At 50.0% G+C, this 15,065-nt stretch carries 13 protein-coding genes; 5 read left to right on the top strand and 8 right to left on the bottom strand.

Translation table 11 applies throughout. The annotated features are described in order from the left end of the window. Window positions 1–8: 8 nt before the first annotated feature. Complete coding sequence (locus E3E28_RS05360; protein WP_342764505.1) at window positions 9–431, bottom strand: PIN domain-containing protein; 423 nt, start codon at window positions 429–431, stop codon at window positions 9–11. A 16-nt stretch (window positions 432–447) separates the two neighbouring features. Then, window positions 448–639, bottom strand: coding sequence for a hypothetical protein (locus E3E28_RS05355; RefSeq protein ID WP_167914333.1), 192 nt, complete (start codon window positions 637–639; stop codon window positions 448–450). A gap of 110 nt (window positions 640–749) precedes the next feature. Here E3E28_RS05355 and pyrH point away from each other — a divergent pair, with 110 nt between their 5' ends. The 5 genes from pyrH to E3E28_RS05330 all read left to right on the top strand — a co-directional run bounded on the left by pyrH (window position 750) and on the right by E3E28_RS05330 (window position 6,825). Then, complete coding sequence (gene pyrH, locus E3E28_RS05350) at window positions 750–1,427, top strand: UMP kinase (protein ID WP_167915228.1); 678 nt, start codon at window positions 750–752, stop codon at window positions 1,425–1,427. An 80-nt stretch (window positions 1,428–1,507) separates the two neighbouring features. Beyond that, entirely contained in the window at window positions 1,508–3,823 is a 2,316-nt protein-coding gene (locus tag E3E28_RS05345; RefSeq protein ID WP_167914332.1) for a pentapeptide repeat-containing protein, read from the top strand. Between the two features lie 111 nt (window positions 3,824–3,934). Continuing rightward, on the top strand, window positions 3,935–5,254 hold the full coding sequence (locus E3E28_RS05340; protein ID WP_167915227.1) for an NAD(P)/FAD-dependent oxidoreductase: 1,320 nt from the start codon (window positions 3,935–3,937) through the stop codon (window positions 5,252–5,254). Between the two features lie 128 nt (window positions 5,255–5,382). Continuing rightward, window positions 5,383–6,237, top strand: coding sequence for a hypothetical protein (locus E3E28_RS05335; protein WP_167914331.1), 855 nt, complete (start codon window positions 5,383–5,385; stop codon window positions 6,235–6,237). A 36-nt stretch (window positions 6,238–6,273) separates the two neighbouring features. After that, a complete protein-coding gene (locus E3E28_RS05330) occupies window positions 6,274–6,825 on the top strand; it encodes an RNA 2'-phosphotransferase (protein ID WP_167914330.1) in 552 nt (183 codons plus the stop codon). Here E3E28_RS05330 and E3E28_RS05325 read toward each other — a convergent pair. The 6 genes from E3E28_RS05325 to E3E28_RS05300 form a co-directional block, all read right to left on the bottom strand. Further along, complete coding sequence (locus tag E3E28_RS05325) at window positions 6,813–9,104, bottom strand: CHAT domain-containing tetratricopeptide repeat protein (protein WP_240921714.1); 2,292 nt, start codon at window positions 9,102–9,104, stop codon at window positions 6,813–6,815. The two genes, E3E28_RS05330 and E3E28_RS05325, sit on opposite strands and share 13 nt — an antisense overlap. A gap of 101 nt (window positions 9,105–9,205) precedes the next feature. After that, window positions 9,206–10,438 carry an MFS transporter gene (locus E3E28_RS05320; protein ID WP_167914328.1) on the bottom strand — a complete coding sequence of 411 codons (1,233 nt, stop codon included), beginning with the start codon at window positions 10,436–10,438 and terminating at the stop codon, window positions 9,206–9,208. 73 nt (window positions 10,439–10,511) lie between these two features. Continuing rightward, window positions 10,512–11,672, bottom strand: a complete 1,161-nt coding sequence (locus tag E3E28_RS05315) for an FAD-binding oxidoreductase (RefSeq protein WP_167915226.1) — start codon at window positions 11,670–11,672, stop codon at window positions 10,512–10,514. A gap of 2 nt (window positions 11,673–11,674) precedes the next feature. Further along, on the bottom strand, window positions 11,675–13,153 hold the full coding sequence (locus E3E28_RS05310; protein WP_167914327.1) for an FAD-dependent oxidoreductase: 1,479 nt from the start codon (window positions 13,151–13,153) through the stop codon (window positions 11,675–11,677). 89 nt (window positions 13,154–13,242) lie between these two features. Beyond that, a complete protein-coding gene (locus E3E28_RS05305) occupies window positions 13,243–14,859 on the bottom strand; it encodes a sodium/proline symporter (RefSeq protein WP_167914326.1) in 1,617 nt (538 codons plus the stop codon). Further along, window positions 14,856–15,029 carry a hypothetical protein gene (locus E3E28_RS05300; RefSeq protein ID WP_167914325.1) on the bottom strand — a complete coding sequence of 58 codons (174 nt, stop codon included), beginning with the start codon at window positions 15,027–15,029 and terminating at the stop codon, window positions 14,856–14,858. Before E3E28_RS05300 ends, E3E28_RS05305 begins: the two co-directional genes overlap by 4 nt. Window positions 15,030–15,065: the final 36 nt, after the last annotated feature.

Genomic DNA, 15,065 nt, shown 5'->3' with positions numbered 1-15,065 from the left:
TCGGTTCTTTATTTTTCCTCATCAGTTAACACTTCGATGATAGGGATTCCATCGAAGTCCCTGTCAAGGGTAACGAGTCTTTTGATTCCGTTTTCAACCATTGAACCCAGTATCTTCGCATCGTGAAACAGAAGGCCATATTTCTCGGCCAGACTAAGAGCAAGGAATATATCAGGGTCCTTCACAATCTCCATATCATAACTGGCTATAAACGAGAGAACTTCTTCATTGGACTCTCGAATCAAAGCTCTACCTTCCTCAGTCTTGAGAAATTTCTTCAGGTCGTATATGCTACGAACTCCCCGTTTTGAAGCTTTTCTGCGTAGGGTTACGTACACGCACTCGTCAATGACTGTCTCAGAGACTACGGGATACTTTGCAAGGGACAGCAAACGAGTTGCTCTCTCAGTAAGCTCCGTTTCAAAAATCACGTTCAAAAGGACACTGCTATCCACGAAGGTCGCGGTACTCCTCAAGATACTCACGTAGCTCCCTCCAGGAGGCCTTCTCACGTTTTACACGTCTTCCCCCCACTGCAAGGGAACGCAGAACCTGCGCACGTGCAAACACTTCCGCTAGCTCGCCGATGACCTTCTCGTCCGCCCCCTCAGGAACTCGAACTCTCACGGTAATTTCCATCACTCAACCCTCAACGTTTATTCTCCCCCAACTTGATAACGCTTTCGATTAACATCCCTCCGTCAAGAAAAAGGTTATAAATCGAGCCGATTAGCACCGTGAGGGTCGTCATGAGAATCGTCTTCGACATAGGTGGTTCTGTTCTCGTTCCCGAAGACCCGGACGTCGAGTTCATCAAGGCGATAGCGTACGAGCTCATCAAGATAAGCGAGGACCACGAGGTAGCGGTGGTAGTCGGCGGTGGAAAGGTCGCCAGGAAGTACATCAAGGCCGCGAAGACCTTCACGCCCAACGAGACCTTCAAGGACTACATAGGAATCCACATCACGAGGGCGAACGCGATGCTTTTGATAGCCGCCCTTGGCGAGAAGGCCTATCCCTTCGTCATTCAGGACTTCCGTAAGGCGTGGGAGGTCATACAGCTCAAGAAGATACCGATAATGGGCGGAACTCACCCGGGCCACACGACCGATGCCGTCTCCGCGCTCCTCGCCGAGTACCTTCAGGCCGACCTTCTGGTGGTTGTCACCAACGTGGACGGCGTCTACGACTCCGACCCGAGGAAGAACCCGAACGCAAAGAAGCTCGACAGGATAACGCCGGAAGGGCTCGTCGAGATTGCGATGGAGGCCGAGAGCAAAGCCGGCGGAAGCGGTGTCGTTGATGCCTTGGCGGCGAAGTTCATCCAGCGCGGGCGGATAAGGACCTACATCGTCGGCAAGAAGGACGCCTATCACCTCTTCGACGTTGTCAGAGGGAAGCACAGCGGGACTGTGGTGGAGCCTTGAAGTCTTTCTTTTGATTTTGGTTGCTGGCTAATTTTGCTGAGCCAAAATGTTTTTATCATCGAGTTCGGTAATATAGAGCCATGTGTAAGAGGGAAGATTTTGGGAACTGCGACCCTGAAACTGCCAACCAAGAGTACTGCATTTTTCACAAGCCGAAAAAGAGTGAGGAAGAGGCGAGGGAGTTTTACAGGAAGTTTCTGGAGCGGTTTAAGCCGAGGGTTGAGGAGATTGAAGTTGGCGGAAGGAAGATAAAGAGGCTGGTTTTTGAGGAGGCTGTAGATGCAAGGGGGTATGTATTTCCCGAGGTTCCTGATGTGCCTATCAAATACATAGATGAAGAAGGCAATGAGTGGAATCAAAAATTTACGTTTGAGAACACAGTGTTTAAGAATTATGTAAACTTTTCTCACGTGACATTTGAAGGATGGATATCATTCAAAAAGAGTATCTTCAATAGTAGTGTTGTATTTAATAAGACATGCTTTAAAGCAGATGTTGAGTTCAAAGCCTCAGTATTCAATTCTAAATTTAAATTAGACCAAATCCAAAAGTTATTATCCACTCATCCTGAACTAGCTGCATGGATGATGAACATAAGTTTAGAAGATTTGGAGATAGATACCGGAAATACGGTAGTTTTGTTCATAGAAACCCAATTTCATGGAAAAGCAATTTTTTGTGAAACCTCTTTTAATGCTGAAGTAGTATTTTTTAAAACAATATTTACGGACGATGCGATATTTTGCTGTGCCAACTTTGACCATGTCAAATTCGAAAAAATAACATTCCTCAGTGGAGCTCACTTTAATTTTGTAGAAATGAATAAGGGAAACTTTGAATATTGCCAATTTGGAACGGAAAAAACACCGACAATAATCTTTTTCTGGAATAGCACCTTTAGAGAGGTTAAATTTGTAGAATGTACGTTTGTAGGGATTACACTTTTTAATAATGGTGTGTTTGATAGTGCTAAGTTTCTTAATTTGGTATTTACATCACCTTTGGAGTTTACTAGAAGCATCAGAGAATACTTACAAGGGTATGACCTCGTGGATAATTTAATCCTCTGTGGAGATACACTAAAAGATGTTCTTGAGAACTTTGATAAAAGAGAAGACATTGAAAATCTGTACGAATCACAAACATTGATAATGCTCTATGATACCTGTGTATTTTTCAGGAATGCTAAATTCACAAAAGCACTGTTTTATAATATCATATTCAACACAGGTATAGATTTCACCGGAATAAAATGTCAAGATTTTTTAATAAATAAATGCAAATTTAGTGAACAGATTAAGTTTTCAAACGCACAAGTTACAAAAAAAGTAGAAATTACCAATTCTGTATTCAACAGCAATGTCTCATTTAATAGAGCAGAGTTTAAAGAGGTATCTTTTAACTTTACAATATTTAAAGAAGGGGCTAACTTTAAGGATGCAATATTTCATGGTACTACACATTTCAAAGGAATTGAATTTAAAAACGAGGTAAATTTCTCCCTAGCAACTTTCAAAGGAAAAACGAGCTTTGATGGTTCAATCTTTGAACGATTGGCGGTTTTTGTTGAACAAGAAAACACAGACACCAGCGAACCAACTCCCAAGTTTCATGATGAACTAAGCCTTGCTAACTGCGACTTCAGACAGGGAGCTGACTTTTTAGGAAGCCTAAAAAGCGAAACAAATCTTTCCAAACTCTGGGAGTTTTTCAGTTCATGTTTCTCAAATCCACAGGCTATGATAGAAGCCCTTCGCGTTCAGAGGTTGAGTTTTGAAAAAGAAGGCAAACGTGACGAAGCCGATAGAATGTTCGTCCTTGAAATGAGAGCTAAGAGGAAAATCCGGGAATCTAAGCTCTCAGAATCCGCAGTCCAAAAAGCAACTTCAATATGGGGAGTTAGACACCTACTAAATCTCCAAGACTGGCTGACCACGTGGCTATTCAACTCGTCGAACATCTGGAAAGAACTCCTAAAGCTGTTGGTTGCGATTGTCCCAATAGTTTTTGTGAGCTTAATCATAACCGTTTCAATAGCAACTTTCCAGTTCTTGTATTTGCTTGGATATGTTGGAGAAGTAGTTCTTGGAGACTGGATATCCCTCTATGGCACAAGCTGGGAGCGTATAATTGGTGTGTCGTTGCTCGTAATCATTGGAAACGCCGTCCCCTACACAATATGGAGCAAACTAATTGACGGCTTTCCTAAAACTTCAAACATTGTTGTCCGTTTCGCCAACGCCCTCTACTACTCCCTCGTAACCTTCACAACCCTCGGCTACGGCGACATGCACCCTACGGGCTGGCTCAAGGCTTTGAGCGCCCTTGAAGCCCTAACCGGAGCCGTCTTCATGGCCCTCATCGTCGCGGTGATAGCAAGGAAGTGGATGCGCTGACGGGAAACCTTGACGTTTGTCTCCTCTCCTGCGCATTCTTTTGAAAAAGACAACGCCATTTCCAAAGCCAACTTTTTATACCTCCCCGCCCTTCTCAAGCTGGTGGTGCTCATGAAAATCGTCGTTATCGGTTCTGGAACCGCGGGAAGCAACTTCGCCCTCTTTATGAGGAAGCTTGACAGGAAGGCCGAAATCATCGTCATCGGGAAGGAAAGTACGATGCAGTACTCGCCCTGCGCTTTACCTCACGTCATCAGCGGGACGATAGAGAAGCCCGAAGACGTCATCGTCTTTCCAAACGAGTTCTATGAGAAGCAGAAGATAAAGCTCATGCTCAACACCGAGGCAAAGGCGATAGACCGCGAGAGGAAGGTCGTAATCACCGACAAGGGCGAGGTTCCCTACGACAAGCTCGTCCTTGCCGTCGGCTCCAAAGCTTTCATCCCGCCGATTAAAGGGGTTCAGAACGAGGGCGTCTTCACGCTCAAGAGCCTCGACGACGTGAGGAGGATTAAAGCTTACATCGCCGAGAGGAAGCCGAAGAAAGCGGTGGTCATCGGCGCGGGTCTAATCGGCCTCGAGGGGGCCGAGGCCTTCGCGAAGCTCGGAATGGAAGTTCTGGTCGTTGAGCTGATGGACAGGCTTATGCCGACGATGCTCGACAAAGACACCGCGAAGCTCGTCCAGAAGGAGATGGAGGCGAACGGCGTCTCCTTCCGCTTCGGCGTTGGAGTTAGCGAGATAATCGGCAGTCCAGTCGAGGCGGTTAGGATAGGCGACGAGGAGGTTCCGACCGAGCTGGTTCTCGTTGCGACCGGCGTCAGGGCCAACACGGACCTCGCAAAGGAGGCAGGGCTTGAGGTGAACAGGGGGATAGTGGTCAACGAGCACCTCCAGACGAGTGACCCGGACATCTACGCGATAGGAGACTGCGCCGAGGTGATAGATGCTGTAACTGGGGAAAGAACGCTCAGCCAGCTTGGAACTTCAGCGGTCAGAATGGCAAAGGTCGCTGCTGAGCACATAGTAGGTAAGGACGTCTCCTTCAGGCCCGTCTTCAACACTACCATAACCGAGCTCTTCGGCCTCGAGATAGGCACTTTCGGCATCACCGAGGAGAGGGCGAAGAAAGAAGGGATTAAAGTTGCCATCGGCAAGTTCAAAGGCTCAACGAAGCCCGAGTACTACCCCGGCGGAAAGCCGATAACGGTCAAGGTCCTCTTCAGGAAGTCCGACAGGAAGCTCGTCGGAGCGCAGATAGTCGGCGGTGAGAGGGTCTGGGGAAGGATAATGACGCTCTCGGCCTTAGCTCAGAAGGGAGCGACGGTAGAAGATATCGTTTACCTTGAGACAGCCTATGCCCCGCCGATAAGCCCGACGATTGACCCGATAAGCGTCGCGGCGGAGATGGCGCTGAGGAGGTTCAGGTGACCTCTTCTCTTTTTGATATTCCACGCACAGGAGGAAATTTTTAAATTGTAGAAGTTGTACCAACCAGTGGCTCTCCAAAGTGCTACAAGTTAAAGGTATCCCCTCGGGGTACAGGAAGGGTGATAACCATGAGAAAGCTCGCACTCGTTCTGGTCTCCGTTATTCTGGTGGCCTTCGTTTCGGGGTGCGTTTCAACCGAGTCCCCCGGCGCTTCAAACGTCACCTCAGGGAGCCATACAGGAACGACGACCCCAGTAGCGTCGGGACCAAAGCCATACACGACCGAGGAACTTCTGGAGAAAATGAAGGAGATAGAGCAGTTCACCTACTTTGAGAACACCAGCCTCAAGCTCACGATGAACCTGGCCGTCGGCAACCTCACGCAGAGCGAGAACATGACCATCATCTACCGGAAGGCCGGCTACGTGGACCTGAAGAACAGGGAAGCTTCCATCAACATAACCACGGTCACCTTTCCGGGCGGGGCCTCAATCTTCACCCGCCAGGTTGTGAAGGGCAACGACATATACATCTTCGCAAGCGGGAGCTGGATTAAGCTCACCAACGCGACGTCGAAGCTGAACGTTTCGAAGATACTGAACTTTACCTGGGAGTACAACACCGTGTCGTTCGCCATGAAGTACCTCAGGAGAAAGCCCTCCAACGTCAGCTACGCCAACGGTACCGAACTGCTCTACTACCCAATCACAAAGGAGGACCTCGAGACCATAGCCTCGGCCTTCCTGGGCTCAAACACCAACGTCAGCCTGAACGTCACGAACGGGATTCTTGAGCTGAGGTTCAGGAACGGAACCTTCGTCGGGGGCAGAATGGCATACAGAATAGAAATGACGCTCAGAACGGTGCAACCGACGGGAACGCCCGTCGAGGTCCACGAGGTGGGCCACGTCTACGACGAGTTCGTTGTTACTGACATCAACGTCAAAAAGCCCGTTCACGTTCCGGCATCGTACAGGGCGTGAGAAACGCTTTTTTATCTCCTTTCCATTTCCCAACCGATGAACCGCGTGAAGGTCAGCAAGCTCATGGCATACATTCTCAGGCACTCGCCGGAGGAGTTCGGACTAAAGCCGGACGGAGAGGGCTTCGTCCCGCTGGACGAGCTCGTTAAAGCCCTCCAAACCATTTATCCCGACGTTACAGAGGGGTTCGTGAGGGAGATAGTCGCGAGGGACTCCAAGGGGCGCTACGAGATTAGGGACGGTAAAATCCGCGCCCGCTACGGCCACAGCTTCAAAGTTAAGCTCGACCACGAGGAGGACACCGAATCAAGGGTTCTCTACCACGGCACGCCGAGGAGGAACCTCGGGAGGATTATGCGCGAGGGCCTTAAACCCATGAAACGGCAGTTCGTCCACCTGACGACGAGTAAAAGCGAGGCCCTCGAAACGGGCAGGAGACGCGGAAAGGACGTGGTGCTTCTAATAATCGACGCCGACTGCCTAAGGAGAAGGGGTCTGAGGGTTTACAAAGCCGGAAAGAACGTGAGGATAGTGGAGAGGGTCCCGCCCGAGTGCATACTATCATTGAGTGTAAGTCAACCCCCATAAATCTGAAACGGTGCCCAATACCAGAAACTTTTTTCACTAATATTTTCCCTGTAAAGTTTGATTATCTTTTCTTGACTGCTTTTTAGTTTCTCTGCAATGCTTCCGTTTTCTAGATAAAATATTTCAAAAATCCTTCTCGCAATATAATCATTGACAGGCCAGAGTGTTGCAATTACATATCGTGCTCCTGCTAGATGGATAGCCCTAACTAACCCTTCTAGCTCATCACCTGGTGAAATTTTAGCAAGTCCCGTTTCACAGGCAGATAAAACTACAAGATTGGCTGGGATATTTAACTCTGCAATATTTCTTATGGTGAATATCCCATCATTTAATATTAACCCGGAATTCTCAGGTTGAGCCCAATCAAAGAATGCATGTCCACTATAGTGGATTAGATTTGCAGTATTAATTTCATTTTTTAGATTATTTATTGTTGCATCTTCCCTAAGAAGAAGCACAATCATTTCATAAGCATTTTTCTCTTTAAGGATTTTTTCTACAAGTTTTGCTTCGTATTCTGCTCCTGGTAAATTCTTATCTGAATCTGGTGTTGGGTTGCCTATTATTAGTGCCTTCTTATTGGGATATTCTCTAGTTTTCAAGAGTTTCAACGAAGTAGCAGATGGAGCAAGTTTTATATCATGCTTCTCAATTAAGTACAATTCCCCATCCCACAATGCCGCGAAGGGAATATAATGAAGTTCTCTATGTGGAATTATAATAATATCATTCATTAAGTGGGACTCAAAAGGCTGAATAAGCTTTTTATAAATATTATTTAGTGCATTTATCGAGTTTTCTGGAAGCTTCTTCTCTATGTCTTTTGAGTTCTCTAGTATTGTTAGTATATTACTTCGTATCTCATGTAGATTGCCAAGAAACTTGGCAATTTTTATTTGTCCCTGATTTATCAATAGCCCAACAATTTCATCATTATATGCAACAAAGTAATAAAGAATAGACTCGGAGAAATCTTTTAACACATTGGGAGACAAAATAGTGTTGCTAATTGTATTGTTCTCAGGTATTTTTTCTGATAACATCTCAGCAAAAACTCTCGATCTAGCCCTTTCGGCGTATTCAAATGCTTTTTGATACTTCTCAAGTTTAATACATGTAGAAACCATTTTTTGGTATACCTCAATGTACATCCCATGAAATTCCGCACGCTCTTGAGGAGAGAGAATATTTGACCTTACTTTTTCTACCAAGTCTATCGCCTCTTTATAGTAGGCAAATGCCTGTTTAAAGTTCCCTTTTTGGTAATAGATATCCCCAATTTCAGAGTTTGCCCCTACTAACCCAAACCAGTTTCCAGCATTTTTAAATACCTCAATAGCTGAAGCATACTTCTCTTTTGCTTCTGAGATTTTTCCCAGTTTAAACAATGCTTCAGCTTTACATAGAAGAGCTCTTCCATAATTTTGCGAAGTAGGGAGCAGATTTTTTAACGCACGATTGCAAAGCTCAATGGACTTAACTAACAATATGTGAGAATCTGGGGAAGATTCTGCTAACCTTATCAAAACTAATGCCTTATTGACTAACGCCCTATTATAACTTTGACTTTTTACCTCGTTAGATAGAATTTCAATAACAACATCATAGTCTTCTAGAGATCTTTTTAAATATGGCACGTAGTTATCTTTAGCATATAATGCTAGAACACTATAAGCCACTGCCCTGTTCATTAATATCTGAACAATGCCGTAGGGAGCAGTTTGGAGTTTTGCTAGCCCCTCAATAGCTCGGGTGTATGCCTCAATCGCACTATTCAAATTAAGCTCCGGATCAATTGATAATCGAGCCAGAAAGAGGTGTGCATTTCCCTTAGTTCCTAATGCCAGATAGTATACTGGTAAGGAAGAATCTATTGTTGTTAGGATTTCATCGCATAGTGTTATGGCTTCCTTTAAATTTTTCACTGCATTACTAGAGTGTTCAGAAAGTCTGACTAGTGCATTTGCTTTAATTAACAAAATATCTGAATAAAGCTCTCTTTCTGTAGGTGTTATCACTTTCAAAGCTTCATCGCATGTTTTTATAGCATCATTCAATGTTCTTTCTGGAGAATATCCATGTTCCGCTAGCCAACCTAGAGCCTCCGCTTTGAGAGATATGGCAATTTTATACTCACGTGACTTTGGGTGGAATTTTTTTAGAATCTTGTCACTTTTTTGTATAACGCAAAGAAAATTTTCAATTGGTTTTATTCCCCGGTTTGCATCTATAAGACAGGCCATAGCTTCGGCATACCAATCACCACTGTACCTCATAGGCACTTCCCCTATTGGAAGTACGAATAATGACAATAAAAAGTTATCGATATTTAGTTTATAATATCAAATAGTCAAACTCGTTAATATTAAATTGAGGTTTACAATTTAAAGGCAAGCAGAAAGGCCAGCCCGAGGGGAATCAGCGTGCTCATGAAGTTCAGCTGGAAGCTTATCCCCGAGAGATAACCACCGATTAGCGGGCCAACGACCCAGCCGAGGCTCATCATCGCGTTGAGCAAGCCCATTCCCTGGGCCCTCTCGCTCACCCTGACGTTCTGCGCCACGTAGGCGGAGGTCGAGTTTATGGTTAGAACCCACTTGACGCCCGAGAGGAAAGCTATTCCAAAGACGAGCCAGACGTTTCTAACGACGGCGTAGAGCAGGAAGGCCAAACCATAGCCCGCTATCGCTATCAGGTAGAACTTCTTCGCGCCGTGCCTGTCTATCAGCTTCCCGAGAAAGTAGCCCGTTAGTGCCGCGGCGAGGCTCTCGATGCCGAAGATTACGCCAACGCTCCACTCGCCGAAGGCCTCCTTGAAGTAAACGGAGGAAACGCTGTAGAACTGCCCGCTGGCGACCATGACGAGGAAGACCGTGACGTAGAAGAGCCCGAGGTGCCCGCGCATGAGCTTTTTGAAGGCCGAGCCCTTAACCGTTGCCCTCCAGCTTTCCCTACCTTCCTGCACGAGAATCATGCCAAGGAGGGAGCGCCTTCCCGTCGGGCGCTCGCGGATTAGAAGGACTATTCCCGCGGATACGAAGAGGAGGAGGCCGGAGATTAGGAAGAGCTTCCTGACGCCAAGGTAGCCAACTATCGCGGAGCCGAGGAAGTTGCCCACCATGTAACCGGCATTCTCGATGGAGTTGAAGAGGCCGAATATCGAGCCCGCCCTCGTCGAGAGCTCTGAAATCAGCGCCGAATGCGCCGGGGTCATGGCGGAACCGAAAACGCCCTGGAGGGTCCTCAGGATTAGAACGCCGGTGGCGGAGCCGACGAAGGCCATTGCGGTATAGAAGAATCCTATCGAGGCCACGCCGAAGGCTATGAAGCCCTTCCTGTTGCCGGTTGAGTCGGAGAGCCAGCCGAAGGGGTACTGGAAAACCGTCGAGGTCAGGTTGAAGGCCACGCTCAGAAGGCCGACCATGAACATGCTCGCGCCGAGGAGGCGCATGTAGACGCTGAGATAGGGGAAGGCCATTCCGAATGAAACGTTGGCGATGAACATGGCTACGGCCAAGATTACGACGTTCCTCCGCTTAACCCGAAGCTTCTTGAGCTTGAGCGTTTTCTCGCGCTTTCCCTGGGTGACAACGAGTTCTCGCTTGCTCATCGCTGGGAGAACCGGCGAGGGGCTTATAAAATTTCCGTCGAAATGATAAGAAAAGGGTGGAAATCGCGGGAAATCAGCCCATCTGGAGCGCTTCCCCGCGGAGTTCTCCGCGCTCGAAGCGATACGGGTCGAACCACTCGACGGGCAGGTCTGTTCTGCCCTTGGTAATCAGGTCGGCCACCATTTCGGCCACTGCTGGAGCCATCATGAAGCCGTGCCCGCTGAAGCCTGCGGCAATGTAGTAGTCGCTCAGCTCCTCGATTTTCCCTATGGCTGGATTGCTGTCGGGTGTCTTTGCGTAGTAGCCGGCCCAGGTTCTCAGGATTAGGAGCTCCCTCAAAGCCGGGATAATCTTGGTGAAGTAGTAGCTCACCTCGCGCATGAACTCGTAGGTCGGGTTGAGGTCGTAGGTTGGCCCGAGCTCGTAGCCGACCCCACCGACGACGCCACCGTGCGAGGTCTGCGTTAGATAGGCGTGGCCGTACTTGAAGGATATGACCATCGGCTTAATCGCTCCCTTCCTTATGGGCTGTGTGATAACGGCCTGGTGCTTGTAGGGCTCTATCGGAATCGGAGTGCTTATCCCGGCCATCGCGTTGATGAGCTTGGCCCAGGCGTTGGTGGCGTTGACAACGATACCGGTCTTTATAACCCCTCTGCTCGTCTTCAGGCCCTTAATCTCGCCGTTCTCGATGATGAAGTCCTTCACTTCGGTGTATTCCACCAGCTTCGCGCCGAACTCCTCGGCCTTTATCGCGAACTTCGCGGTGGAGTGGAACGGGTCCGCCTTTCCGTCGGTGGGGTTCCAGGAAGCGGCGATGACCTCGCTGATGTCAAGGAGCGGGACTATTTCCTTGGCCTCTTCCGGCGTTATGAGCCTCGTCGGGACGCCGAAGCGGTTCTGTATCGCGATGTTGCGCTTGAACTCCTCGACTTCATCGTCGTCGTAGAGCAGGAAGAGGTAGCCTGTCTGCTCGAAGGAGAAGCCGTACTCCTCGCTGTACTTCTTCCACAGCTCGACGGAGCGCTTCATGACCTGAACGTTGGCCTCGTCGTTGAACTGCTGTCTTATGCCCGTTCCGCAACGGAAGGTGGAGCCCGAACCGATAAAGCGCTTCTCTATTACCGTGACCTCCTCACCGCGCTTGGCTAACTCGTGCGCTATCGTAACGCCAACAATTCCGCCACCGATAATCGTTATCTCGCTCCTCTCGGGAAGTTCTCTCGTCGGCATCTTCAATCCCTCCCCGCGGGGACCTTCATGCGGATGTTCTTGAGCGGGGGCCTCGCGACCGGAATGTCAAGTTTATCCATAGGCGTTCCCGTTCTCTGGGATACAACGACGGCACCGTTGAAGAGACAGAAGCGTCCCTGGCAGAAGCCCATGGCGAGATGAGTGAGGCGCTTGATTATCTGGAGGTCGGTGATGCCGGACTTCACAACGTCGTCGACCTTTCTCAGCGTCACGTCGCAACCGCAAATCTGAACGTCCTCGCCGTTGAACTCATCTAACGGAAGCCTGTGGACTGGAACCGCTATCGGCTCGTAGTTCTTCAGCTTCTCCTCGTAGACGCACGGTTCGGCCTCGAAGCCGAACTCCCTGAGAATGTAGGCACCAACGAGCCTTCCCTCAAGGTAGTTCGCGTAGTGGGGCTTTATCGAGACCGCACTGCCTGCAACGTAGATTCCCTCGCGGATTCTATGACTTGAGTCGAGAACCGGACGGTAGTAACCGCGCTTGAAGTACAGCCTCCCGCCGGCCTGGGTTATGGGGTTTATGTCGGGTCTTCTGCCATCGGAGACTATGACGGCGTCAATCTCGTAGACGTTGCCGTTCGCGTCTATGAGCCTCTCGACCTTCTCTTTACCTTCAACGCGCTTTGGATTGGGAACCACAACGTACTCAATCCCCCAGCGGTCGAGCTCAGCAGTCAGCTCCTCCGGAAAGGCCCCGACGACGGCGACATTCTTTCCTGGCGCAACTCCCCAGACGTTCATAACCTCCAAGGCGTCACTCCTCCTGAAGACGCCGGGGTAATCGTTGTTCTCGAAGAGCATGATGTTGTCAACGGCTCCAGTGGCTAAAACCACGCGCTTGGCGAGGAGCTCAATCAGCTGGTCGCCCCTAACGATGGGCACGAGGAAGTACTCACCCTTATCGAAAACTCCAATGGCGACACTCTTCAGGAAGACTCTCGTATTTTCGGGTAAATCGGTGAGCTCCTCCAGGGCCTCTCTCGGGTCTCCAAAGCCCTCCTGCTCGACGCCCTTAACCTTTAAATCCCCGCCGAGCCATCCCTTCTCCTCTATTATCGCCGTCGTGAGCCTTCCGCCGATTTCCTTGACGACGCCGAGGCCAGCAGGACCGGCGCCGATAACGGCCACGTCAACAACGTAGCGAAGAACGGGCTTGTCCTCGTCGATTTCTACCTTCTCCTGAAAGTCGCCGTAGCCCTGCCTCTCAAGCCTCATGCCGTCCTTTACAGCTGTTTTCCTCGCGTTGACGTTCTTGACGCCGTTGACCACCATCGGGACCGGGCCGAAGGTGAAGGCGCCCCTCTTTCTGCCCTCGGTGCTCGTCGTGAGCCAGTAGATACCGTTCGCGAGGAGCGCGACGGTAATCTTCTCGCCCTCGTAGGCTTCCAGGGGTTGCCCCTCAAAGTAAATCGTGACTCTCTTAGAAGGGTCCTTCTCGGTAAGGTCGAGCTTTCGCATGCTCCCACCCCGAAAATTTTACGGTAAGCGTTCGACCTTATACACCAATGCTTATAAACGTTAGGTTGTCCAAAAATGGTTAAAGAGGGTCAGGCGAGACCGCGCTCGATGAGGAAGTCGGCGACGTTCTCAACCTGGCTCTTGGCCCTGGTCTCGGCGATGCTCTTCTTTCCGGTCTCGATGGGAACCTTCTTGAAGAGCTCCTCGTGGAGCTTCATGATGTCCTCAGGGGGCTTGGTGAGCAGGCTGACGACGATTATGACGAACAGCGTGACGAAGAAGTTGATGAAGAACACCGGGACGCCGTTGAACCAGGAGCCGATTGTTCCGAAGATTCCCGGGGCGTTGGGGTTGAATGCCCAGCCGTAGACCTTGGCCTCAAGGAGAACCTCGCTGATTAGTCCGTAGGCCATGCCGACTATCGCTCCCTCCTTGGTGACGCGCTTCCACCAGAGGCTCAGCACGAGAATCGGCCCGAATCCGACAGCGAGACCGCCCCAGGCAGTTGCCACCATCTCGTAGACGACCTTGTTGCCTGTCAGTGCGAACCAGAGCCCGACGAGGGCGACGCCAGCAACGACGAGCCTCGATATGTTAACCATCTGCCTCTTGCCGACCTCCTTGCCAAGGACCTTGTGATAGAAGTCCCTCGCTATGGCAGAGGAGGCCACGAGGAGCTGTGAGTCCGCTGTGCTCATGACGGCCGAGATTATTCCCGCTATGACGAAGCCGGCCAGCCAGCCGGGCATGAGTTCAACTGCCATCGCCGGGATTACCTTCTCCGGGTCGCTGACCTTCAGCATTCCCGCGGCGTACATCGCGAAGCCCAGGAATCCCGCAAAGAACGCACCCCAGAGGACGAGGATTGTCCAGGTTCCGCTGATGAAGATTCCAGGTCTTCTGAGCTTCCTCGGGTCTTCAACGCTCATGTAGCGCGTGACGATGTGGGGCTGTCCTAGGTAGCCGACTATCCATGAAGCATAACCGATGGCGAAGATTATCGCGGCCCAGCCGGTTGCACCTCCAAAGGGGTCGAGCTTGGTCGGGTCCGTTTGGGCTATTATCTGGGTCGCCTTGTCGAAACCACCTATCTCAACCAGGGCGAGAATCGGAACCACTATAAGCGTCAGTAGCATGAACATGGCCTGAACGACGTCGGTCCAGACGACCGCGAAGAAGCCACCGGTTATGACGTAAGCCGTCAGGATTATCACCGTTAGGATTATTCCCGCGTTGTCGCTGATTCCAAAGCCCTCTGCAAACGTTTTTCCGCCGGCCGTGAACTGGGCCGCGACGTAAGCCGTCATGAAGACGAGGATTATAATGGCGCTCAGGATTCTTATCAGCTTGGTGTCGTCCTTGAGCCTGGCCTCAAGATAGTCCGGAACCGTTATCGCCCTGAACTTACCGGCGTAGATTCTGAGCCTTGGACCGATGAGGACGTAGTCCGCGAGCGTTCCGAAGAGACAGCCCACCGCAGCCCAGAACGCACCGAGGCCGGCTTTGAAGGCGCTTCCCGGGTAGCCGAGCATCAGCCAGCCACTGAAGTCACTCGCCTTGTCTGAGAGTGTAGCCGCCAAAACGTGAACCTTTCTTCCCCCAACGAAGTACTGGTCCTCGGTCTTGGTGTACTTGTTGGCCCACCAGCCGATGTAGGCCAGCAACGCGAGGTAGAACAGAAAACCGAGCAGTATCTCGGTGTTCATGCCCCTCCCTCCTGCTGTTTAATCAGGTCTTCGTCGTAGGCCAGGATGTCGTCGTCAACGTAGTACTCCTCGCCCGTTATCTTGTCCCAAAAACCATAGAGGAGCATAGTTGCTATACCGAGAAGGGTTGGCACCAACAACAATGCCCATCCACCGGCACTGAGCCCCATATTGAACCCTCCTGTATATATATGCTGGTTGATAGC

Source organism: Thermococcus sp. 21S9 (assembly GCF_012027635.1).
Lineage (GTDB): Archaea > Methanobacteriota_B > Thermococci > Thermococcales > Thermococcaceae > Thermococcus.
This window is presented reverse-complemented; position numbering and strand designations above follow the sequence as displayed.